Source organism: Streptomyces sp. B8-7 (assembly GCF_058833805.1).
This window is the reverse complement of record NZ_JBYRRL010000004.1, coordinates 947,537-968,960: the sequence shown is the minus strand read 5'-3', so window position 1 is coordinate 968,960 and position 21,424 is coordinate 947,537. Positions and strand designations below refer to the sequence as shown.

Here is a 21,424-nt window from a genome sequence, read left to right as displayed (position 1 = left end):
CAGCCCCAGCCGACCGGGCTCCACCCCGACGACGCTTCCCGACGGGCCGCGCGATCGCCCAAGATCCCGTGTCCCTGCCGGGGCGGAGGCGAAGGACGGGTTGGGCCGGGCTGAGGTCAGGCGGGGGGTTCCAGGTGCCGGTTGGGAGCCTTGGCGCGGTCCGCGTACTCGGGCAGGACGACGACGTGGGCACCGTGCGCGGTGAGGAGTCCGCTGCCGTCGGCCCCGGCGACGAAGGTGTCGGGTTCGCGCCAGGCGGTGACGACACGGCGGACGCCGGCGTCGAGGATGAGCCGGGCACAGGGGGCGGGGCGGGAGGCGCGGCGGGCGCAGGGTTCGAGGCTGGAGTAGACGGTGGCGCCGGGCAGCCGCGGGTCCGCCGGGTCGATCTTGGCGAGGGCGGCCTCCTCGGCGTGCACGAGGGGGTCGCCGACCTCGCGGGAGTGGCCGCGGGCCAGTTCGGTGCCGTCGGCGCCGACCACCACCGCACCCACGCTGAAGGCGGTGTCCGACGGCGGGCACAGCGCGGCCAGATCGCAGGCGAGGGCCAGCCAGTGCCGGTCGGCGGGCACGGTGCGCGGGCCGGTGCCGGGGGCGGTGGGCTCGTAGCGCATGAGGACGACGTCCTCGATGCGCCGGGTCTCCACCAGCCGCAGCCGGCCGCCCTGATAGCCGCCGGGGCCGAAGAGCCGTGGCGCTTCGGGGGTGCCGACCAGGAGGGGGGCGAGGACCAGCTGGAGTTCGTCGGCGAGCTGCTGCCGGAGCAGCTGGGTGTGCACGGTGCCGCCGCCCTCGACCATCAGTCGCCGCACCCCCCGTACGTCGTGCAGGTGCTCCAGCACGGCGGGCCAGTCGAGCCGGTCGCCGAGGTCGACGACGTCGGCGGCGAGCCCCGCCCGCGCGGCGCGTCCGGCACCCCTGCCGGTGGTGTACAGCACCTTCTCACCGCCGGTGTGCCAGAAGCGGGCCGCGGGGTCGAGATCGCCGCTGGCGCTGACGCAGACCTTCAGCGGGAACTCCGCCCGCCCCTGTGCGACGCGCGCGGCCCGCCGCTCGGCGGAGTTGACGAGCAGCCGGGGGTTGTCGGCGCGCAGGGTGCCCGCACCCACCAGGATCGCGTCGCAGGAGGCCCGTACCTCGTCCACCCGGTCGAAGTCGGCCGGGGAGGAGAGCAGCAGCCGCTCCGGGCCGGTGTCGTCGAGGTACCCGTCGAGGGAGACGGCGGCGGAGAGAAGGACGTACGGGAACGGCATCGGCGCGAATCTCTCACTCTCACGGAGAACGGACGGCATCACACACCAGGGCCCCCATCCTCGCGCCTCCCCCGGGCCCCGGGAACTCCCCCCGCCTCCACCCGCACCGTCAGCCATGCGCCCGCGCCCCCAGATAGGGATCCCCCCGCAGCACCCCCCGACTGCCCAGCAACACCCCGCCGGCCAGCCCGAGAGCCGGGAGCAGCAGTACTGCGGCGGTCCAGCCCGGTCCTGGCAGGGAGTCACTGAGTGTGATCGGCAGTCCGAGCGTGCTGCTGAGCGGACCCGCGAGGGCGAGGGAGGCGCCGCTGCCGACGACCGCGCCGACCGTGCCCGCCACTCCGCCCGAGAGCAGTGCCTCGCACAGCAGGATCCGACGCAGCTCGGGGCGTCCGGTGCCAAGAATGCGCAGTACGGCAAACTGCCCGAGCCGGGCCCGGGCGCTGTCGGCGGCTCGCACGGCCCCCAGGCCGACAGCAGCCAGAGCCAGGACCAGTACCCCGGCCCGCATGGCGAGGTCCGCTGCGCCGAACAGACCCGGCAGATGACGGATCCGGTCGGACACCGGGGAGGCGGAGAAGCCTGCGGCCTGCAGCGCGTCGGTGACCGCGGCCACCTGCCTCTGGTGCGCGACCACCACGACGGCGGACTGCGCGCCCTCCTTGTCCCGGAAGGTCTCGGGGTCCTGCCCTGCCCGTGCGGCGGCCAGCAGCGCGGCGGAGGACTCGGAGAGATAGGCGACGCCTGGTCCGTCGGCTTGCCAGCTCGGGTCGTAGAGAGCCGCGATCCGCAGTCGGAGGACCGCGGTGGTGCCGGAGGCGGCCCCGGTCGCCCGGGTATGTCCGAAAGCGATCGTGCGGCCGAGGAGCGGGGTGAAGTCCGTGCCCTGCGCGGTGGCGGGAAGGACGACCTCGTCCGGGGAGAGCCGTTCCGGCAGGGTCCCTTGTGTGATGGGAAGGTCGTCGGCCGGGGTCAGAGTGCGGCTGGTCAGGTCGTACGTCCCTGACTCCTCCGCGTAGAGGGTGGAGGGGTAGTCCGCGACCACGTGGCGGACGCCCGGCACATTCCGGGCCTCTCTCAGGGCCGCAGTGGTCAAGGGGCGGACCGACACGTCGTCCTCGAACGAGGTGAGCTCGATCTGGGTGAGTCCGCCCGATGCCAGGACGTCTCGCTGGACGGCGCCCGCCGCGCCCGCGGTCACACCGGCCGACGTGCTCAGCAGAGCCGCCAGCACGGTGAGCGTGGGCAGCGCCCGGCGCAGGGACTGTCCGTCGCGTCTCCACGTGTACAGGCTCCAGCGGCTCATCCCTGCTTCTCCTCACCGGCGTCCTGCCGGAGGGCGGGTGACAGCACTCCCCCGTCGAGTACGTGGCGCTGCTCGCAGATCCCTGCGAGCAGCGGGTCGTGGGTGACCAGCAGGACGGCCGCCCCGCGCTCGGCACAGGAGAGCAGGGCGGCACTCACGGACTGCGCGGTCGCGGGGTCGAGGCCGGAGGTCGGCTCGTCGGCCAGGATGAGCACCGGCTCCTTCACGGCGGCTCGGGCGACGGCGATCCGTCGGCGCTGGCCGCCGGAGAGTTCCGTGACCGGGCGGTCGGCCAGGTCCGCCATGCCCAGATCGCCGAGCATGTCGCGCGCCGCCGCACGATGCCGGGTCAGGCGGGACCCGTAGGCCGCCGCGACGTTCTCCCAGGCGTTGAGGAACGGCAGAAGTCCGAGGTCCTGGAGCACGAGGCCGATCGCGCGCCGGCGCAGTTCGTCCCGTTCGGCCGCTGACAGGTGGCGGGTGTCCGTGCCGGTGATGTCGAGGGAGCCGGCGTCCGGAGAAAGGATCAGCCCGAGAAGGGCCAGCAGTGTGCTCTTGCCCGAGCCTGACGGCCCCTCCACGGCGGCCGTCGTGCCTGCTTCCAGGGTGAGGTCCGCTCGGGTCAGGCCGCCGCCTGACGCGTAGTGGAAGACCAGGCCCTCTGCCGCGACTGCGGGTGGTGAGGCGATGTTCATGCGCGGGTGAGTTCCTTCCGCCGGGATCAGGACGGTTCAGGCGAGCAGGTGGTAGGCAGCCCTGGTGCCGTCGGCGGAGGCGACACCGCCGGGCGACACGGCGTACAGGTCCGGGTGTTGCGGATCGCGGTAGGGCTCCAGGAGACCTGGCAGGTCGTCCCACAGGGTCTGGGGGATGCTGCGGTCGGAGACAAGCGCCGCCTCGACCGCGTCGGAGGCGGTCGGCAGATCCCCGGATCGAAGTGCCTCGCGGGCCTGCGCCACGAGATCGGCCCTCGTGGTGAGGCGCCGGGCCTGCGCCTCGCACCCGACGCTGGCGAGCATCGCCACGATGCGCAGGGAACGGGCGGACAGGGTGCTCCCCTCCTCTTCCGGCAGTTCCGCCGATGTGTGCCCGCACCCGAGGCCGAACTCGGCCCGTGCCGCCATCGCGCCGTACCAGCGGCGCTGGTTCTCCTCGGTGAGGCGGGCGGGCACCGCCGACTCGACCGCCTGCCGTACGCCCGCGGCGGCCTGTGGGCCGCAGGACAGGGACAACCGGTGGCAGATCATGGCGAGGAGGATCCGGTCGGACGGGTCGAGTCCGTGGTCGGTCCCCAACTCCGTCAGGCGTGCCTTCAGCCAAGGCGGCACACGCCGGTGCCGGCCGGCCGCGGTGAGAGCCCGCGCCGCGTTGTAGGTGGCGGTCAGCGTGCCCAACTGCGCCGGTGCCTTGTCGACAAGCCCGTCGGGCCGGACGGTGCCCATGGGGGGAGGCAGCGACGTCGAGGCCCTGTCGGCGTCCCGGGCCAAGGCCCTGCGGACGATCCAACGGGTCTGGGTGTCGCCGTCCCTGAGCGCGGGCAGCAGGCATGCGCGCGCGCTGTCCGGCAGGTGCCCGTGCAGCAGGGCCAGGGCAGCCCGCCGCAGAGGATCGAGAGCTTCGCAGTCGGCCGTCAGTCGAGCGCCTGCATCCCGCAGCGCATACGTCGCACGACCGCTCACCCCGGCCGACCGAAGCGCCTCTACGGCGTAGAGCACGGGGACGGGCTCGGCGGTGTGCGCGGTGTCCGCCACGAGGTGCCGCAGGGCGTCGGGCGGTACGGAGTCGGTGCGGCCCAGACAGGTCAGGGTCCGCAGGAAGGCCGCCCGTGTGGCCAGCGAGGTCAAGGGGTCGTCCGCCGCGTCCGGTGTACGCAGGTAGGCAAGCGCCTCGGCCTCGGCCCGCTCTCGGAGCCCGGCCCGCTCCAGGACTCTTGCCGCCGCCCGGACCGGTGCCCTCGTCATGGCCAGACACACGTAGTGGGCGCGCCAGGCCGGAGTGTCCAGGGCGTCGGTCCGGGCCAGATCCGCCAGAGCGGCCGGCAGGATGGCCGACGGGGTTCCGGCAGTCGGCGCGAGTGCGGCTTCCAGGCGCCCGTACGCGGTCGGATACAGCGCGGGAACCCGGCCGGTGTCCGCTCGCGTGGCCCGTACCAGGTCGTTCGCGCCGCGCAGGGCGTCGAGCCCTTCCGCCAGACGGTCACCGGGCGGAACCGGCCGGTCGATCGGGCCACCGCCGAACAGCGAGAGGCCGAGAACGCCCACGGCCGCCGCCACCGTGGTGCTGAACGCCCACCGGCGATACCCGGGGGCCGCCGCCCGGGGAAGACGGTTCCTCACGCGGTCAGTCGTTGGCGCAGGCCGAGGCGAACGCCTTGACACCGGCCGTGAAGGCGCCACCGTCCGAGCAGGTGGTGATGCTCGTGTTGAGTGAGCCACCCGGATCTGCGATGCCGCTGATGTCGGCGATCCAGGTGTTCTTGTTGGTCCAGCTCACCTGCCGCGTGTTCTCGCTGACGTAGGTACCGCTCGGGCTGAGAGAGAGCGTCGCCTGCCAGCCGTTGGCCTTCACGGTGGCCGTGTTGGTGATCTTTCTGACCTTGTACTTGTGACTGCCCCGGAACACCTTGGTGGACGTCTTGAAGGAGCACTTGTCGGCATAGACGTTGCAGTGCCAGGCGTTGACCTGGACCTTCGCTCCGGTGCCGGGCAGATCCGTCGACCCGGAGTCCGACACGGCGGCAGTCGGAAAGGCCGTACCCGCGATCAGGACCACGGCGAGTCCCGCGGTCAGAAGGGTGCTCTTCACTCGTCTCCCTGTACTCGTGGGGCATGCGCCCTGGTGACCCGACAAGGCATCGAATGCTATGAGTTGCGCCGATCCATACCGGTGACCGAAAAACGCCCTCTGTTGCGCCGTGACGTCGGCGGAGAAACGAATGGCCGGGGCGCCCGACCCGCTTGCCGACAGCGATCGGGGGCGCCTTCCGGCCACTCCAGGACATCCCGGTTCACCCCTACGCGGGACAGCAGCGGACGGAGATGACGGGCGACAAGACCACGGCGCCCGCCCCGGCATGAGGCGGACCAGGGCGCCGTGCGACAGGTCTCCCCCAGCCAGAGGCTGGTGCGTCTCGAACTCACCGAGGGTCCGCGACGGCACCGGCACGCCGGGGCACAGGGCACTGCACATCTCGAGAGTTGCCGCACGGCACCCGGGTGGCGCACACGCCGCTGCCGCGTATGCCGGGCGGTGAACCGTGGCGGCCGGGCAAGGTCTCGGCCACGGAGCGGCCCACGTCGAGGCCGGCACCGGAGCTACGAGGCCGCGGGCCCACCGCCGGCCGGCCGCCGGCGACCGGGATACGAACGCGCCCCCAGCTCGAACTGCCTGTGAGCCGGGGGCGTTGCGGTAGTGAAGCTTCCCCTTGATCGTGGACACCTGGAGACTGGGATCTTGAGGTTCCAGAGGAAGTAGCACCAGGTGGGAAGTAAGTACACGAAGCGGTACACCGAGGAGTTCAAGCGGGACGCGATCGCGCTCGTCGACTCCTCGGGCAAGACGGTTACCGCCGTCGCCCGGGAACTCGGCATCAGCTCCGAGTCCCTGCGCGGCTGGTACCGCCGGGCGAAGGCGGACCAGGGCGAGGGCACGTCCGGTGAGCTGACCAGCGTCGAGCGCGAGGAGCTCAAGCGACTGCGCAAGGAGGTCCGTGAACAGCAGCAGACGATCGAGATCCTGAAAAAAGCGACGGCCTTCTTCGTGAAGGAGAACGACCGGTGAGCGAGCTGTACCGGTTGATCCATGCGGAGAAGGCGAACTATCCGATCGTCCTGCTGTGCCGGGTGCTGAAGGTCGCCCGCTCCTCCTACTACGCCTGGTGCGAGGGCGAAGCCGCCCGCTGTGCCAGGCAGGCCGCCGACGACGCCCTCGCACACGAGATCACCGTGGTGCACGTCGCTTCCCGGCACACCTACGGTGTCCCACGTATCCATGCCGAACTGCGCCGCCTGGGCCGACGGGTGAACCGCAAGCGCGTCGCCCGCGTGATGCGTGAGCGCGACATCCGCGGCGTCACCCGGCGCAGACGGCGTTCGCTGACCCGGCCGGACGCGAGAGCGAAGCCGGCCCCGGACCTGATCGGCCGCGACTTCCATGCCGAGCGCCCCGGGACCAAGCTGGTCGGCGACATCACTTACCTGCCCACCGCCGAGGGCTGGCTCTACCTCGCCTGCTGGCTGGACCTGGCCACCCGCGAGGTCGTCGGCTACGCCATGGCCGACCACCACCGCGCCGAGCTGGTGGTCGACGCTCTCGACATGGCCCACGGCCGGGGCGGACTCGAGCCCGGCTGCGTGGTTCACAGCGATCGCGGCAGCGAATACACCTCGACTCAGTTCCGGCAACGAATAGGGAAGTTGGGGCTGCGGCAGAGCTGCGGACGCACCGGATCATGCTTCGACAACGCCGCCGCGGAGAGCTTCTGGGCCCTGCTCAAGGAAGAGATCGGCACCCGTACCTGGCCCGACCGGGCCACCGCCCGCGCCGAGGTCTTCTCCTTCATCGAGACCTTCTACAACCGCCGCCGCCTACGCAAGCACCGCACGTTCGGCTACCTCACCCCGGCCGAAACCAGGCAACGGCACCAGCACGCTCTCGCGGCATAGCGATCACGTGTCCGAGATCACGGGGAAACTTCACAGACCCACAGGTGCTGGCTCTGCTTCGCGACGATGAGCTGCGTCAGAGCCTGCTGGTGTGAGGCGCGAGCCGACTCGGTCTGAGAACGACGTCGGACGCACAGCGCTGACGACCGAGCCGACTGGGGCCAGGGAGACGAGCAGAGATCTGTCGCCGGGTGCCTCGGTAGGCCAACTGAGACCACGCAACGACGAAGGGTCCGGCCGCTGAGCGGTCGGACCCTTCGTTTGCCCAGGTGGGCGAGTGCGGAGGATACGAGATTCGAACTCGTGAGGGGTTGCCCCCAACACGCTTTCCAAATGTTCGTACGGGTGTCCGGTGCGGGCCGTACCCGTCCTGACCTGCGGCGGAGCGTTCGGGGTGACCCCGTCCGGACGGGCCTGGACGGGGGTGAATGCAACCAGAACTGCAACCAGACGATCGCCCTGACCCGTGGCAGAAGCCCGTGTCGCTTCGGGGCTACGCCTCTTCGCCGCTCACTCGACTGTCCTCCTCGAAGGCGAGAGCCCGCTCGGCTGCATCCAGCAGGTCGGCATACGTCAGGACCTGGATCCGAGACAGGTGGGCGTTGTAGGTCCTGATCGTCTGGTCGATCTGCTCGCGAGTCGCAACGTCCGTTCGCTCGGGGTAGCCGATCACGACCGTGGCGCGAGCGCGTCGGTAGTCGTAGTCGAGGTTCAAATCGTTGCGGTGGAGGGTGCCGAGAGCCGCACCCATTTCGTCGAGGGTGCGCAGGTAGTTCATGCACTGGCCGACGGCTTCGTTGACGGCACCAGAGAGGATGAGGTGGTTTTCACGGGGTCGTCGAATCAGTGGGGCCTCGGGGCCCTTGAGTTCGATGATATTGAGACTCCGGTCAGCTGAAATCAGAGGGATGTCGTGCTGGTGTAGATTCATGAGATCTCGCCTTGCAGCGACACCGATGTACTGACCGCCAAAGATCCAGTGATGACCGGACATGGCCTTGTGCATTACCGTCTCGTTGGTTCCCTCGGAGACGGCAAGTTTGCGCAGGTCTCCCAGCAGCGCTCGCCGCCGGCGAATAACCGCCGCCTCGGCCGCAAACAAACCCGCGGGCGTCGAGGTTAGCCCGGTCAGAACCTCGTCAATGTCGATACGATTCGACAGCATCTCGCCGAAGGAGACGGATGTGAGCCCAGCGGCCCCATTGAGTGCGGCAAGCGATTCCACCCTCGCCAGGAGGGTGTCGATAAGGGTCTCGATGGACATATCGGAGTAAGGCTCGTCTACGCTTGTGCCCTGCTCAGAGCCGACAGAGACGTAGCAGACTCCGTCATACAGGCCGTCTTTCTGGAACTGCGAGAAGGTCTCTCCCAGGCGCTCCTTGTACGACAACCCATCGCCGATCCTGACGTAAGAATCACCCCGCGGCTTGCAGACAGGAATGTTGGCACCCTTTCCTTCCTGGAGAACGAAGAAGAGCCCCAGGTAAGGCTGGAATCCGGTCAACTCCGGACTGCCGTACTGTCTGCGCACATCGAAAGCAATCGACGTTAGCTCCGCGATCCGATTGTTGTAGTTGTTGCCGTACGAGGGCCCGCCAAGGCCCTTTACGACGATCGCAGCGAGAGGAATCCCATCCTTGACCACGGCGAGGTCCCACGCCGATCGGCCCACCCCATACGCGCCCGGCAGGGTTGCATCGCGCCCAACGTGGATCCAATTCCGGTCAATGCCACGCGCGGCAAGTTCATCCGCCACGGCGAGGATGACATTGTCCCATCGTGCCGCACGAACCATGGGTGGGGTGCCAGTGCCGTTGTAATGGCGCTGAAGCCAGTAGTTCTTGACTGCTTCCCTCACCGACTTCACGGTCGGTCACCCCCACCCAGCGTTGGTCAAAGCTTCTCATCGAGGCTAGCGGGAGGGTGTGACAGCCGACCTCCGAGCGCCCGAAGCAGCAGGTCGCCCGGACTGTCCCAACGTCCTGGTGGAGCTCCAACGGACGCCTACTGGACCAGGGCATCCTGCTGAGCTCGCTTGTGTCTCTTCGAATCACCTGCCGGCGTTCGAGTGTTGGCAAAGTGGACGCGGCTGGTATCCGCCGGGGACCGCGCTGCCAGCAGCGCTCCAAAACGCCTGCGACTCGCCGAGGTGCCCACCGAGCGTGTGCCATGCCAGGGCCGGATGGTCGGCGCGAAGTGCGGTGAGGCCGGCGGTGGCCAACCCACACCGCTGGTACTGGGGCAGGGTGTAGGGCTGTTCGACCCAGCCGATGCGACAGGGATAGCAGACGAGGTAGTCGACAGCGAAGGCGAATTCGCCGTTCAGGTTTGCCGCGCGTTGGCGCCAGCCATCCCGCTCGGTCGACACCGTGTCCTGCCAGAGGGTATCAAGCTGAGGAACGTCAGGCCAGCCTCTTCGCCGACCGAGCCTCCCTCCGCTGATCCATTGCAGTGCCTCGCGCCAGAGAACCCGCCCGGACGCGCGACCGACGTCGTGGGCCTGGCTGGCGAGGCGTATGGCCGCTCGCCTGTCGTCATCTATTGCCATGCCTCACATCCGTACCCGACGGCCGCGCGTCGCCAACGTCCTCAGGCGCCGCACTTACCCAGGGATGCCAAGGTCCTTCAGATACGTGAGGCGGGCGTTTATCGCTGCGGAGAAGTGGCGCCAGTCGAGGCTCTCGACCAGTTCGATGGGCTTCGGGTTCTCAGCTGAAGACGTGACGTAGCACGCGGCGTCGTAGAGCTGCTCGGCCATGAGCCTCTCGCAGAAGATCCCGAACCGGTCCTGGTACGAGGTTCCGTGCCAGATCTTATCGGCGGGGAGGGCGCCCTTGGCCGTCTTGACCGGCCTCCGGGATCCTTCGCCGTCCTGCATGATGAAGAAGTAGCCCAGCCAGGGCTTCTCCTTCGGGTACAGCTCGGCGAGGGCAGCTCGGCGCAGGTCGACAGCGCTGCCCAGCGCCTCTTCGACCCGGTTGTTGTAGTTGTTGCCGTACGACGGCCCGCCCAGTGCCTTCAGCTCGAACGCCGCCACGAGGACGTTCTGGTGGACGACTACGAGATCCCACTGCTTCTGCGGCCGGTAGTAGCCAGGCAGTTCAAGGCCCTGTGACTTGGTGACGCGGATGCTCGAAGCCGGGTAGCCGGCGTCCAGGAAGAACTTCGCCAAGAGTGTCGCGATGACGTCGAAGTGCTTGCCGCCTCGGACGGAGCCAGCGGTGCCGGCCCCTACCGCGTCCCGGATGGCGGACTGCTCTTTCTGCAGTTGCTTGGCGCCCCAGTACGCCGCGATGGCGTCTTCGAAGTCTTGGCGGGTGACCGTCAAGATCCGTTCCTCCTAGTCAGGCAGCTCGGCGAGCCCGTAGACACGCAAAGCGGCCTCGGTGGCGGCCTCCCTATCCCGCTTGTCGAAGGCTTCAGCGAGAGCGGCCTGGTCGCCTTCGCTGATTGTTGCCGGGTCCGGGACGCGGATCTTCCGGAGGTACTGGGCTTGGAAGCGGAGGGTTCCCCCGCGCATCTTGACCGCGTACGCCTCCACGAATGCCTCCGCGACCTTGGACAGCAGCAGGCCACCGAGTACGCGCATGTCCCAGACGTCCGAGACGATGAAGTACAGGTTGTGGTGAGGGTACAGGCCGCCTTCGTCGAGGACCGGATGGATCCTCAGCTTCATGTCCGCAAACAGCAGCTTCTGACGACGGGTGAGCTTGTCGTCGACCTTGTCGATGGTCTTGTACCAGCGCTGCGGCTGCTTGACCGCGACGTAGCGCTTGCGCAGGTCCTCACCGTGCTTCTCGAAGTAGGAGGCGAGCCGCGGAAACGCGTCGAGGTCGACCAGGTCGCCGCTGGCCGTCCAGGGATTGACCAGGTGCGTGCCGTCCCAGTTGATGATGCCGCTGGTGGTGTCGCGGACCATGGCCATGGGGAGCAAACGGTCTGCCTCGACCAGGTCCTTGTCCTTGGTGAGGAAGATCTTGTCGGCGCCGGTGGCGATGCCGATCCCGACCTTCGTTCCCGTCTCGCTGTCTTCAAGGAGTCGGAAGCGCTCGGTGAGGTCCTCAAGGATCGCGAGCCTGGCCGGTGAAGCAGCCGGCCACGAGTCTTCTTCCGGGAACCAGTGCGGCATGCGAGCAGCTTGGTAGGAAGTCGTGGCGATCGTCGTCGGCTTGCCCTCCAGGTACCAGCTGGCGAAGTCCCGCGCCTGTTCCGCTCCGAAGGACCGGTTCGTGTCCGCGGCTACCGCTGCGCCCTGGCTCTTGTTCGAGATGAGGGTGATCGCGGGATAGGCCGAAACCTGATCGTCGAAGGCGTCTACGTCGTGCATCACGAGGGCCAGGTCCATGCTGAAGTGCTTGGTCACTAGCTTCCTCAGCCGCTGGCCGTACTGGTTCCGCATCCACCGGTCGGCGCAGATGAATCCCAGCTGGCCGCCTCGGTTAAGGCTGCGCAAGGCCACCTCGTAGAAGCCGATGTAGATGTCGGCTCGGCCACCCATCGTCGAGCAGCCGCGGCGGTATGCGGCCATCCGGTCGTCGGGAACATCTTCGAGCCGGATGTACGGAGGGTTACCGACGACGTAGTCGGCGCGATGCTCGGCGTCCGACTGCAGGAGGTAGTCGCCCTGCCTCACCCACGCTGTGGCGACCTTCCTCGCATCCTTCGGCTCCCAGCCCTCTGCTTGCAGCGTTTCGATGACCAGTGACCGGCTCTGCTCCACGTTGCGGCCCAGCAGGTCGAAGGCGCGGACAGCGTCGATGGCGTCGGTAATGGGGCGCTGGTGCACATGACATGACGCGCTGATTCGGGACGCGACGATGGTCAAGAATGCGCCGCCGCCGCAGGCCGGCTCCACGAGCCTCAGATCACAGAGGTCTTTGTCTGCCGTATAGCCGAGAAGGTCCAGGATGAGCTCGACCACCCAGGCACGCGTGAACACCTCACCGTGTTCCACAGCCTCCTGCAGAGACTCGGGAAGGGAGAGGTCGTCGGTGCTGAACAGCGCGATGGTTGCCACGCAAGGACAGTACCGCCGAACCCTCCTGAAGCCTGACTTCTATCCACAGTGCGTAGTCAGTTGATAACAGAATTGTGGATGTGGTCGTCAGTGTCGGGCGTGGTGGGAACCGCTGCCTCGCCGAGCGCGCAGAGGTGCTCGGCGAAATCCCCCGTCAGTCTTTCGGATGGCTTTGCCTTTGCCTGCAGAAGCAAGCGACGGGAAGCCGATCACACCGGTTTCTGTGTAGTTGCTGGTCCCGTGCACGAGGAGGAGAGGACGGGCTCCGCCGTCGTGGTCCGCGTCGGCGTACCCCTCGCGGACGAGCTCGGGAGCGGCGTGGAGCAGGATCGAGGTCTCGACTTCGCCGGTGTGCATGTCCGCGTGCCTGTCGGTCAGCCCGCCATGCTCCCGGGCGCGGTCCCAGTCGGGGCCGAGGGGGAAGAGGGAGACCGCAGGGCCGTCGACGTTGGCTTCCTGGACCACGCTCGACAGGACGTAGTTTCCGCCGTGGCCGTTGACGATCACCAGCTTGTGGATGCCCGAGCGGGCGAGTGAGGCGCGGATGTCGTCGATCACTGCGTACAGGGTCCTGGCGCTGATGCTGACGGTGCCCGGGAACGCTGCGTGCTCGTGGCTGCACGAGATGGTGATGGGCGGGAGGAGGTGGACAGGGTAGGCGGCGGCGATCTCCTGGGCTATGACGCATGCGATCTCGCAATCACGGGGGCGAAGGGATCAACAGACCTGGCTCAATGGACCCATGGAGATGGGTGAGCACTGGGCCTACCGAGCGAGGCCGAAGGAGCTGGGCGGCCCGGTTCGTCGGGTCGAGGTCGTACGGGTAGGCGGTCGTGGCCGGGCTGATTGGCTCCACGTGCGGTTCCTCGACGGTGACGACGCCGGACTGCAGGAGTGGGTAGACGCGACTTCCCTCGTGGCGCGCTGGGAGGACGTCGCGGCGTTTCGTGCGGACGACGCGAGCGAGCTGGCTCTGGCCGAGGCGTCGCGGCATGTGAGGGGGAGTGCCGACTTTGAGGCTGCACGGTTGATCCTTGGGTTCGTCCGTCGAAGAGCAAGCTGCGGCTGCGGCGCAGCGTCGCGGACGCAGGGATCTTGGAGATGGGCAGTCTTGATGGCAGCGCTCCCCTCGTCGGCATAGATCCCGCGGAGCTGCGAGGCGACCCGATGGTCTATGAGAACCGCTGCGGCAGGTGTCTGGCCGGGTGGCCGGTCACGGAGCGCATCGCGCGCCTCGTGGCCAGCCGTCTTGCCGAGGACATCCTGCCCGAGGTGGACCGCAGGCAGCAGGCCATCGATCAGGAGCGCACGCAGTCCTCCTGGTACTCCTACAGCCGCCGGGACGACCGGAAGCTGGACGCGGAAGCGGCCGTCCTGCGGACCGTCCGTGAGTGGTGTGGTCAGGACAAGGCCGAGCGTTACGACGAGCTGGTCGCCCTGCGCGAGGAGGTCGTCCGGCTCGGGAAGCTCGTGGAGAAGTCGGTGAAGGCCCTACGTGACCGCGGGCACGGCGTCATCGCCTCCACCATTGAGCGCGACCTCGGGGTCCATATCTCCAGCCTTGGTCCAGACGATCGTCGGTGAGGCCGCGCCACCGATCGGGCTCCGGCTTGGGCGGTTCGGCTTCCGCCTTGGGTTCTTCCTGCTTCGGAGGCTTCTCTTTCTCTGGCCGCTGCGGGTGCCAGCCGTCGAGGAAGGGTCTTAGCTGGTCGTCCGTGGGTTCCGCGTGGAGGCTGTGGCCGGTCAGGCTCCTGCCGGCCACGGTCGGGTCGAGCCGGTCAGCCTCCGCCTTCCCCCACGCTGACCACTCGCGAAGCCGCTCGGCTTCGTGAGCGTCGTCCGAGGTGGAGGCGGCCTCGTCGAGCGCGGCGCAGAAGGCCCGCATCTCCCCTGCGGCCCGCCACTGCGCCAGGGCGGTGCCGAACCGGTCGACCCGTACGGCGTCCACTGCCTTGATCGTCGCGAGGCTGACCGCCGCTTCCCACTCTCGACGCGTGCGCTCCTTCTTCTCCGCCTTCCGCCGGCGGTGCTCCTCTTCTTCCTGGGCCTCTCGCAGGCGGCGTTCCTCCTCTTGCCGCTCCCGCTCCTCATGCTGACGCTGCTGTTCCGCCTCCCGCGCCAGCCGGGCCTGCTCCTCTTCCTCCGCGCGGGCCTTCAGCGCTCGGAGGACAGCGTCGATCTGGTCCTCCAACGGCTTCTTGGCGGTGTCGGACCATTCCTTCGTCCAGCCGTAGCGGTAGCCGTAGCTGTACCCCGATTGCTGGGCCACCTGCAGCTCCAGCTCGCCGGACGGTTCGAGCCGGTGGGCCGGGGTGACCCGCTGCCAGTCGTACGTGCGCCGGCCCGGCTGCGTGGGCACGTACCGGACCTGCTTCTGCCGTTCCTTGAAGCTGATCTCGTACGTCCTGCCATGGACCGTGAGCAGCGGCCGCACCTGCCTACGCTTCTTCGACACCGCGATATCGCCGTGCCGCGCGAGGGCCTGCTCGGCGAGGAGCCGAAGGAGAGAAAGCACCCGTGGGAGGACCTCGTCCGAGATCTCGAAGGCGCTGTGGTCCACGGTGACCGCCGCGATCACGTCCTCGACGTCGGTGATCACTCGGCTGCGCGCCAGGCGGATCCGGTTCCATTCGGTGTCGTCCTCGCCTGTCACCCGGAGCAGACCGAGGAAGAAGTCTCCCTTCGCCCGCCCGCTGTACTTCAGGTGGTAGCCCTCCGGTGCACACTGTCGCGCGGCGTCGAACGCCCTGCGGTAGCGGGCTCGCTCCTCGGCGCTCGGGTCCGGGATCCGAAGGAACCGGTCGGCCTTCTGCACCTCCGCGATCAAGGCCGCGCCGATTTCCGCAGGCGACTGCCGTGGCGGCTTCGCAGGGCGCGCAGGCGTCGGCTTTGCCTCGGGCGGGGGCGTCGCTCGCCGACGGGGAAGTGCCGCAGCCTCCGGCCTCGGCGCGGCGGCTGCCGGCCTTCGCGTGCGCGGGGCTGGCTCGGGCCGGTCCGGGTGGTGGCCGTGTTCCAGGTAGAAGCGACCGTCATCGGTGATCTCCGCCTGCCACTTCCCACCGTGCTTGGGCATGGTGATGAGGCCCCGGCCCTTGAGGGCACGGGCGGTGTGGGCGAGTTCCGGGCTCGCTGAGGTGACGGGATCCGTTCCCTCTCCGATGCGAGTGAGCAAGGCCAGCTGTCGGTCGTTGAGCGGCGACCATCGGTACATGGTGACCGTCGTACCGGTCCCGCCGAGCGCCTACAACCAGAATGGTGATGTTCCCGCATTCTGCTGCTCGAGCGTCTCCACGATCGGGCTGGCCACGTCGGCGGCGGCTGAATCCTGGTTCTGGTCCTCTGCGCAAGCGCGTACTCCTCGCCGCGTGACCCGGCGTCCGCCCGGCCCTGGCAGTGACCGTCCGTCAGTTCAGTACGGAAAGTGATCCCGCCCCCCTTCAGCCGCCGCCGACATGCCGGGGACGGCGGCGTGTGCGCAGCTCTGTCGTTGATCGTCATTCGGCCAAGTCTTTGCTGTCACCGTGATTGCGTTGCAGGGGCCCTTAACGCTCCCTATCCTCGTGGGCAACGCGTAGATGGAGACGAGTAGCCGAGGATCACGCGAGCAGAGAGAGCCGCCGGTAGCTGGGAAGGCGGACTCGCGCCCGAGGTGAAGACCCTCCTGAGCGCGGGGAGGAACGGCCCTATGGCCCAATGCCCCGCCGGTTTGCCGCCGTCATCGGGCTGAATGAGGCCGCCGCTGTCTGGCGGTGGCAAAGGCGTGGTGGCACCGCGAGTACCCTTCTCGCCCACGCTCCCAAGGGATCATGACGACGCCCTTGGAGGGCTGCGATGATCCACACTACGACCCGCGTGCTGACCGCCGACCTACGCGGTCATATCGACCAGACCGTTTCGATCTCCGGATGGGTGAACGCGCTCCGGCTGCAGCGCAAGATGCAGTTCGTGATCCTGCGCGACCACTCCGGCATGGTCCAGGTGACCCACAAGCGCGACGGCGGCCCGCTGGAGGCCGTGCTCGAGTCCCTCACCCCGGAGTCCGCCGTACGGATCACCGGACGCGTCGTGGACGCGGCCCAGGTCAAGCTCGGCGGCCTGGAGCTCGTCCCCGAGTCAGTCGAGGTGCTCAACCTGGCCGAGACCCCGCTGCCGATCGACGAGCTCACCGGGCCCGAGCACCGGCTCGACTGGCGGTTCCTCGACGTCCGTAAGCGGGAGACCGCGCAGCTGGTGTTCGCCGTGCAGACGACCCTGGAGGAGGGGCTGCGCGAGTACGCCATGGAGCACGGCTGTACGGAGATGCACACCCCGAAGCTGATGGGGACGGCCTCGGAGTCCGGGGCGGAGGTGTTCAAGCTCGGGTACTTCGATCGGTCGGCCTACCTGGCGCAGTCGCCGCAGTTCTACAAGCAGATGGCGGTAGCCGCTGGCATCGACCGGGTCTTCGAGATCGGACCGGTCTTCCGGGCCGAGCCCTCGTTCACCTCCCGGCACGCGACCGAGTTCACCGGGGTCGACGTGGAGCTGTCGTGGATCGACGACGTCGAGGACGTGATGGCCTTCGAGGAGCAGATGCTCGCCCACGCCATCGCCAAGGTGGCCGACGTCCACGGCGAGCGGATCCGGGAGGTCTTCGGGGTCGAGGTGGCAGTGCCCGAGACTCCGTTCCCGCGGATCACGATGGCCGAGGCGCAGGAGGTCCTGCGGGCCGGCGGTTGGGACCCGGAGGGGGTGAAGGAGGACCTGGACCCGGACGGTGAGCGTCGGATCGCCGCGCACATGAAGGAGCAGACCGGGCATGAGTTCGCGTTCATCACGCACTACCCGGCGAGTATCCGGCCCTTCTACCACATGCGTCCGGCGGACCGGCCGGATCTGACGCTCAGCTTCGACCTGCTGTGGAAGGGCTTGGAGGTCACCACTGGTGCCCAGCGCGAGCACCGCTCCGACGTCCTGCTGAAGCAGGCGGAGGAGAAGGGCATGAGCACGGAGCCGATGCAGGACTACCTGAACATCTTCCGCTTCGGCTGCCCGCCGCACGGCGGACTCGGCGCCGGCCTCGGGCGGATCCTCATGGTCATGCTCGGCCTGGACTCCATCCGCGAGGCGGCCTTCCTCTTCCGCGGACCGAACCGCCTGACTCCCTGACCGAGTGCGTACGTGCCGCTGCCCCGCCGCCGTCTGGCGGTGGGGCAGCGGCACGAGGTGCTCAGTAGCGGGTGTGGCCCAGGTCGAGGGTCCACGCCTCGGCCGGGTTCTTGTCCCAGTGGGACCGGAGGGCCAGCTCGCGGTCGGCGTAGCGGCCTTGGTGGCACAGGCCGCCATGGGACAACGTGACGCTGAGGGCGAGCGGGGACTCGGTGGTGACCCAGTGCGGGGTCAGGGCGTGGCTCCACAGCTGGTCACCGGGGTGCATGGTCACGGACTGCCGGTCCGTCTCGTCGTGGGCCGGCGGTTCCTCGGCTGTGGTCTCGCCGATGACGGCGGCTTCTGCCGACAGGTGCTTGTCGGGGTTGTGGTAGCTGTGGAAGGTCTTGGTGCCGTGGACCTGCCAGACGAGGCCGTGCGAGTTGTCGTTGTGGTACGTCGAGGTCGCCCCCTGGGAGGACAGGAAGAGGATGGGCGCGCACCGCTGCCAGGTGAATCCCTGGGAGGCGAGGTACGTGCGCCAGGGGATCATGACCTCGTCCTGGAAGCCATCCAGGAGTTCGCCGTAGAACCGGGAGAGGTTGAAGTGCACCAGGCGGAAGGGCCAGGTGGTGATCTCCTCGACCGGGGCCGTCCGGAAGGCGGCCGTGCGGTCCATGCGGACCTGCCAGTCCTCGTCGCCGAGGATCGTGAACCGCACCTCTTCGTCCTGGCGGATGTGGTCGAGGATGTCGATGGCCGGCATGAAGAGGTAGTCGAACGGGACGTGCAGGCGGAAGTTCGGCGGATGCCTCCAGCAGGCGGTGAAATTGTGCGGGTCGGTGACGGAGACCGGTGCGTGCACGATGGCTCCTTGGGCTCAGGCCGCCGCGCAGGCGTGCGACGCGGGGCGGCAGATGGCGGCGCAGTCGGGTCCGACCCGGTCCTTCGCCGGCGCTTCGAGGAAGCCCCTGATCTCGGCACGCGGGGCCTGGACGCTGACCCCGTCCGCGCCGTAGGGGCAGCGCCGTAACTCGCCCCCGGCGGACATGTAGAGGGTCGCTGATCGGCAGGGATGGCCCTCGTCGTCGGACAGCTGCATCCGACGCAGATCATCGAGGTACGACCGGTACGCGTTGGACAGGCGGAAGCGCCCGGCAAGGGTCGCCGTGTCAGCCTCTCTGAGCTTCACAGAGTCCTGGACCGATCCACCGGCCCTGACTAAGCCCTGCTCATTCAGGAGTACGGGGCTGAGCTGGACCTGAATGCCTGTCCCGGCGACGAGGCCGGCGATCTGCGCTGCCTCCTCCTCTGCCACATCCACGTAGGTCAAGTGGAGAACCTTCGCCGGAACGTCCACGGCCAGCAGTGTTGCCACGGCGGAGGCCACGGTTCGCGTCGTCCGGCCGAGGGCCATCGCGCCCTCGGAATCGGCCGAGACGGTGACGTTGGTCAGAAGGTGCTCGACCTCCGTGAGGGCGGTGACCTCGGCTTCGGTGCGGGCCGAGGTCACCATGGACACGGACATCCCGAACTGGTGGGCCAGGCGGACGAGATGCCGGAGCTCCGGGTGGTGGGTCGGCTCGCCTCCCGTTAGGCATACGCCCTCCACCCCGGTCTCCCTCAGCCGCGACAGGGCCCGGGTGTAGGTCTCGACGGTGAGGAAGCCGTGGGCGCGGTCGGCGCGGAAGCAGAAGCCGCAGGCGACCTTGCAGTGGCCGGCGGTGGAGACCAGCGCGGTACGGGCGGGGGTGCTCATTGGACCCCCGTGTTGTCCCAGACCGCGATGGCCACGGTGCTCGTGTAGAAGGCGCACATCTGCGGGTCCGGGGTGTCGCCGCCGATGAGGGCCTGCTCGTTTCGGGACGGGCCGCCGCAGATGGCCAGGGCAGGGCAGTCGCCACAAGCGGGGATCGGGGCGACCTTCTTCGCCGCGGCGGCCAGCAGGCCGGGCTTCTGGCGGAGCTCGTCGACGGTGTGGAGGAAGGAGGGCTCCGTGAAGTTGATGTCACACACGCTGACCCTGTTGCCGGGCAGCAGGGCGGCGTTCAGGCTGCGGTCGCCCTGCATGTGGTCGAACAGCATCGGCCGGCGGGTGTCGAGGGCCTGGAACGCGCGGTCGAGGACGGAGAAGAGCATCCCGCCCCTGCCGAGCGCGGTCATGCGGGCCTCGTACAGCTCGCGGGCCAGGTCCGCGCCGTTGACTCGCCACTCACCCCCCGTGGGGATGGGGGTGTTGACGTAGATGAACTTCAGGCCGAGGTCGTCGATGATCCACCGCACGGTCTCGGCCAAGCGCCCGATGTTCGACGCCGTGGGGGTGAGGTTGCAGCCGACGTGCAGGCCCTCGGCTTCGACCAGGCGGCCGACGTTGCGGCGGATCCGGTCGTCGGCAGGCTGGCCACCCAGGAGGAGCCGGTTGGCGGAGTTGATCCCAGGCGGGCCGTCGATGGAGATCCCGACTCCGTACTCGCGCTGCACGAAGTGGTCAAGGGCCTCGTCCGTGAGCCGGGCGCCGTTGGTGACAACGGTGCGGCGGACGCGTGCGACGCCGTAGCGGGCGGCGAGGGTGTCAGCGAGCTCGTCGCCGTACTTCATGAGGTCGAAGCGGATGGTCGGCTCGCCTCCGAACCACTGGATGGACACCTCCTCCTGGCCGGCGTTCTGCTCGAACAGAAACTCCAGGCCAGTGGCGAGCTCCTTCTCGGTCATGTCCGGCTTGCCGGTGTTGGTGTCGACGAAGCAGTACGTACAGGCCATGTTGCAGCGGTCGGTAAGGACCACCCGCAGCCCGCTGATCCGTTGCGGTGTCGGGTCGAATCCGAGGGCCTGGAGGCGGTTGTGGAGTGCTTCACGGCGGTCGACGACGGGGCCGTCCTGGGTGAAGCCGAGCCCGGCGAGGGCTTCATGGGTCGCGGTCGGGGAGACCCCGGCGAGGTCAGCGACCTCGCCGGAGTCGAGAAGCACACTGTCCAGGGTGACCGGGTCGAGGAGGACAGCCTCCCCGGCCCGGTCGTACTGGAAGTACTTCCCCCACAGCAGCAGGGGAGCGGCCACTGGGTCAGGCCGCCGTTTCCTCTTCGGCGATGCCCAGCTCGGCCATCACGGCGCGGACCTGCTCCTCGGCGCCGGCCTGGAGCTGGGCCGAGGCCGCGGGGCTGCCGCCGTCGGAGAGGACGATGACGCCGGGCAGCGTCGGGTTCGGCACGATGATCGTGAGGCCGGCGGGCTCGGTGCTGATGACCATGATCGCGTCGTTCAGCTCGACCCAGTCGGTGCGGTCCTTGATCGCGTCGAGGATGCGACCCTGCTTCTCGCGGAAGGAGGCGCGCTCGCCCATCCACACACCCGCCTTGGACTTGGAGTCCACGACGTCCGCGTAGATCAGGTGGTTCTGCTTCTCTTTCCTGGGTTTCGGCATGCCGATCTCCTTGATGGAAGGGTGACTGCCCGGTTGGGCAGCTCTGATCCGCTCTGCTGGCCGCCGCTCGGGATGCCATACAACGCTCCGAGCGGTTTGGTGCACGGCGCCCGCAGTGCGCCGTTCCCCGCACGTGTCCGACTGGTGGCTGGCAACACGAGCGGGAAGTCTGTTCAGCTCCGGGTGCCGCTGCCCTGTACCGACTGGACGGTGGTCACCGAGGGTCCGCCGCCACGTTGGAAGCCAGCGGGCGCAGGGGCTGGAGAGAGCCGGGGTCCGCCGTCCACTCGCGGCCCGAGTCGTCCAGCGGGCGCATGTGCGCCACCCTCTTGACCACCCGCCCGGTGATCTTCGACATGTAGATCAGAACGGTGCCGACGGTTCCGCGCCGCCCGCTGGACGGCTGTGCGACCTCTCGGCCTAGCAGCGGGTGCCCAGGGTCGTCCGCCACCCAGAGATTCGCGTCGTTGGCCTTGATCACTGGGCACCCCCGAGACCGAGAAAGGCGTCGAACTGCGCGGAGCTCCAGGTGGCGGGATCACCGTGCTCGGCCCGGAACGCCTCCGCCGCCCGCGGCAAGCGGCGCCTCTCCAACGACGGGCCCGCGTCAGTCTCCGCGTATGGGGCTACGGCTGC

Annotated in this window: 19 protein-coding genes and 1 pseudogene; 4 read left to right on the top strand and 16 right to left on the bottom strand. The window is 68.7% G+C overall.

Annotation, left to right across the window (positions count from 1 at the left end; genetic code table 11):
- Positions 1–116: 116 nt before the first annotated feature.
- The 5 genes from AC5K6T_RS24265 to AC5K6T_RS24245 all read right to left on the bottom strand — a co-directional run bounded on the left by AC5K6T_RS24265 (position 117) and on the right by AC5K6T_RS24245 (position 5,364).
- Positions 117–1,253, bottom strand: a complete 1,137-nt coding sequence (locus tag AC5K6T_RS24265; RefSeq protein ID WP_493212115.1) for a dihydrofolate reductase family protein — start codon at positions 1,251–1,253, stop codon at positions 117–119.
- Between the two features lie 109 nt (positions 1,254–1,362).
- Positions 1,363–2,559 carry an FtsX-like permease family protein gene (locus tag AC5K6T_RS24260; RefSeq protein ID WP_493212113.1) on the bottom strand — a complete coding sequence of 399 codons (1,197 nt, stop codon included), beginning with the start codon at positions 2,557–2,559 and terminating at the stop codon, positions 1,363–1,365.
- Positions 2,556–3,254, bottom strand: coding sequence for an ABC transporter ATP-binding protein (locus AC5K6T_RS24255; RefSeq protein ID WP_493212111.1), 699 nt, complete (start codon positions 3,252–3,254; stop codon positions 2,556–2,558). The genes AC5K6T_RS24260 and AC5K6T_RS24255 overlap by 4 nt, the downstream gene beginning before the upstream one ends.
- 36 nt (positions 3,255–3,290) lie before the next feature.
- Complete coding sequence (locus AC5K6T_RS24250; RefSeq protein ID WP_493212109.1) at positions 3,291–4,820, bottom strand: hypothetical protein; 1,530 nt, start codon at positions 4,818–4,820, stop codon at positions 3,291–3,293.
- A gap of 79 nt (positions 4,821–4,899) precedes the next feature.
- Positions 4,900–5,364 carry a hypothetical protein gene (locus AC5K6T_RS24245; RefSeq protein WP_493212107.1) on the bottom strand — a complete coding sequence of 155 codons (465 nt, stop codon included), beginning with the start codon at positions 5,362–5,364 and terminating at the stop codon, positions 4,900–4,902.
- Between the two features lie 675 nt (positions 5,365–6,039).
- On the opposite strand from AC5K6T_RS24245, the gene AC5K6T_RS24240 reads away from it, so the two are divergent.
- Positions 6,040–6,339 (top strand): transposase, encoded by a 300-nt coding sequence (locus AC5K6T_RS24240; RefSeq protein WP_461025418.1) that lies wholly within the window; start codon positions 6,040–6,042, stop codon positions 6,337–6,339.
- Positions 6,336–7,223, top strand: coding sequence for an IS3 family transposase (locus AC5K6T_RS24235; protein WP_493212105.1), 888 nt, complete (start codon positions 6,336–6,338; stop codon positions 7,221–7,223). Before AC5K6T_RS24240 ends, AC5K6T_RS24235 begins: the two co-directional genes overlap by 4 nt.
- Before the next feature lie 493 nt (positions 7,224–7,716).
- Here AC5K6T_RS24235 and AC5K6T_RS24230 read toward each other — a convergent pair whose 3' ends face one another.
- The 5 genes from AC5K6T_RS24230 to AC5K6T_RS24210 form a co-directional block, all read right to left on the bottom strand.
- Positions 7,717–9,081, bottom strand: coding sequence for a Shedu anti-phage system protein SduA domain-containing protein (locus tag AC5K6T_RS24230; protein WP_493212103.1), 1,365 nt, complete (start codon positions 9,079–9,081; stop codon positions 7,717–7,719).
- Positions 9,082–9,273: 192 nt separating this feature from the next.
- The gene (locus AC5K6T_RS24225; RefSeq protein ID WP_493212101.1) at positions 9,274–9,591 is read right to left on the bottom strand and encodes a hypothetical protein; all 318 of its coding nucleotides are present in this window, start codon (positions 9,589–9,591) and stop codon (positions 9,274–9,276) included.
- A 234-nt stretch (positions 9,592–9,825) separates the two neighbouring features.
- Positions 9,826–10,551, bottom strand: a complete 726-nt coding sequence (locus AC5K6T_RS24220; RefSeq protein ID WP_493212100.1) for a PaeR7I family type II restriction endonuclease — start codon at positions 10,549–10,551, stop codon at positions 9,826–9,828.
- 12 nt (positions 10,552–10,563) lie between these two features.
- Positions 10,564–12,240, bottom strand: coding sequence for an Eco57I restriction-modification methylase domain-containing protein (locus AC5K6T_RS24215; protein ID WP_493212098.1), 1,677 nt, complete (start codon positions 12,238–12,240; stop codon positions 10,564–10,566).
- An 87-nt stretch (positions 12,241–12,327) separates the two neighbouring features.
- Entirely contained in the window at positions 12,328–12,909 is a 582-nt protein-coding gene (locus AC5K6T_RS24210; protein WP_493212219.1) for a creatininase family protein, read from the bottom strand.
- A gap of 73 nt (positions 12,910–12,982) precedes the next feature.
- Here AC5K6T_RS24210 and AC5K6T_RS24205 point away from each other — a divergent pair.
- Positions 12,983–13,824 (top strand): annotated as a pseudogene (locus AC5K6T_RS24205) (PE-PGRS family protein).
- Here AC5K6T_RS24205 and AC5K6T_RS24200 read toward each other — a convergent pair.
- Positions 13,754–15,451 carry a PE-PGRS family protein gene (locus AC5K6T_RS24200; RefSeq protein WP_493212096.1) on the bottom strand — a complete coding sequence of 566 codons (1,698 nt, stop codon included), beginning with the start codon at positions 15,449–15,451 and terminating at the stop codon, positions 13,754–13,756. The pseudogene AC5K6T_RS24205 and the gene AC5K6T_RS24200 overlap by 71 nt on opposite strands.
- 620 nt (positions 15,452–16,071) lie before the next feature.
- Here AC5K6T_RS24200 and aspS point away from each other — a divergent pair.
- Positions 16,072–17,388 (top strand): aspartate--tRNA(Asn) ligase, encoded by a 1,317-nt coding sequence (gene aspS, locus AC5K6T_RS24195; protein WP_493212095.1) that lies wholly within the window; start codon positions 16,072–16,074, stop codon positions 17,386–17,388.
- 61 nt (positions 17,389–17,449) lie between these two features.
- Here the strand turns inward: aspS and AC5K6T_RS24190 are convergent, their stop codons facing one another.
- The 5 genes from AC5K6T_RS24190 to AC5K6T_RS24170 all read right to left on the bottom strand — a co-directional run bounded on the left by AC5K6T_RS24190 (position 17,450) and on the right by AC5K6T_RS24170 (position 21,269).
- On the bottom strand, positions 17,450–18,232 hold the full coding sequence (locus AC5K6T_RS24190; RefSeq protein WP_493212093.1) for a hypothetical protein: 783 nt from the start codon (positions 18,230–18,232) through the stop codon (positions 17,450–17,452).
- 15 nt (positions 18,233–18,247) lie between these two features.
- Positions 18,248–19,126: a radical SAM protein gene (locus AC5K6T_RS24185; protein ID WP_493212091.1), complete on the bottom strand. Its 879-nt coding sequence runs from the start codon at positions 19,124–19,126 to the stop codon at positions 18,248–18,250.
- Positions 19,123–20,424 carry a radical SAM protein gene (locus AC5K6T_RS24180; protein WP_432248885.1) on the bottom strand — a complete coding sequence of 434 codons (1,302 nt, stop codon included), beginning with the start codon at positions 20,422–20,424 and terminating at the stop codon, positions 19,123–19,125. Before AC5K6T_RS24180 ends, AC5K6T_RS24185 begins: the two co-directional genes overlap by 4 nt.
- Before the next feature lie 4 nt (positions 20,425–20,428).
- Positions 20,429–20,788 carry a hypothetical protein gene (locus AC5K6T_RS24175; RefSeq protein WP_493212089.1) on the bottom strand — a complete coding sequence of 120 codons (360 nt, stop codon included), beginning with the start codon at positions 20,786–20,788 and terminating at the stop codon, positions 20,429–20,431.
- A gap of 214 nt (positions 20,789–21,002) precedes the next feature.
- Positions 21,003–21,269 carry a hypothetical protein gene (locus tag AC5K6T_RS24170; protein ID WP_493212087.1) on the bottom strand — a complete coding sequence of 89 codons (267 nt, stop codon included), beginning with the start codon at positions 21,267–21,269 and terminating at the stop codon, positions 21,003–21,005.
- Between the last annotated feature and the right edge of the window lie 155 nt (positions 21,270–21,424).

What these genes read in the sequence shown, in the direction of transcription:
- AC5K6T_RS24200 (WP_493212096.1), bottom strand. Translation starts at nt 15,451, where the DNA reads ATGTACCGATGGTCGCCGCTCAACGACCGACAGCTGGCCTTGCTCACT.
- AC5K6T_RS24175 (WP_493212089.1), bottom strand. Translation starts at nt 20,788, where the DNA reads ATGCCGAAACCCAGGAAAGAGAAGCAGAACCACCTGATCTACGCGGAC.
- AC5K6T_RS24255 (WP_493212111.1), bottom strand. Translation starts at nt 3,254, where the DNA reads ATGAACATCGCCTCACCACCCGCAGTCGCGGCAGAGGGCCTGGTCTTC.
- AC5K6T_RS24260 (WP_493212113.1), bottom strand. Translation starts at nt 2,559, where the DNA reads ATGAGCCGCTGGAGCCTGTACACGTGGAGACGCGACGGACAGTCCCTG.
- AC5K6T_RS24265 (WP_493212115.1), bottom strand. Translation starts at nt 1,253, where the DNA reads ATGCCGTTCCCGTACGTCCTTCTCTCCGCCGCCGTCTCCCTCGACGGG.
- AC5K6T_RS24185 (WP_493212091.1), bottom strand. Translation starts at nt 19,126, where the DNA reads ATGAGCACCCCCGCCCGTACCGCGCTGGTCTCCACCGCCGGCCACTGC.
- aspS (WP_493212095.1), top strand. Translation starts at nt 16,072, where the DNA reads ATGATCCACACTACGACCCGCGTGCTGACCGCCGACCTACGCGGTCAT.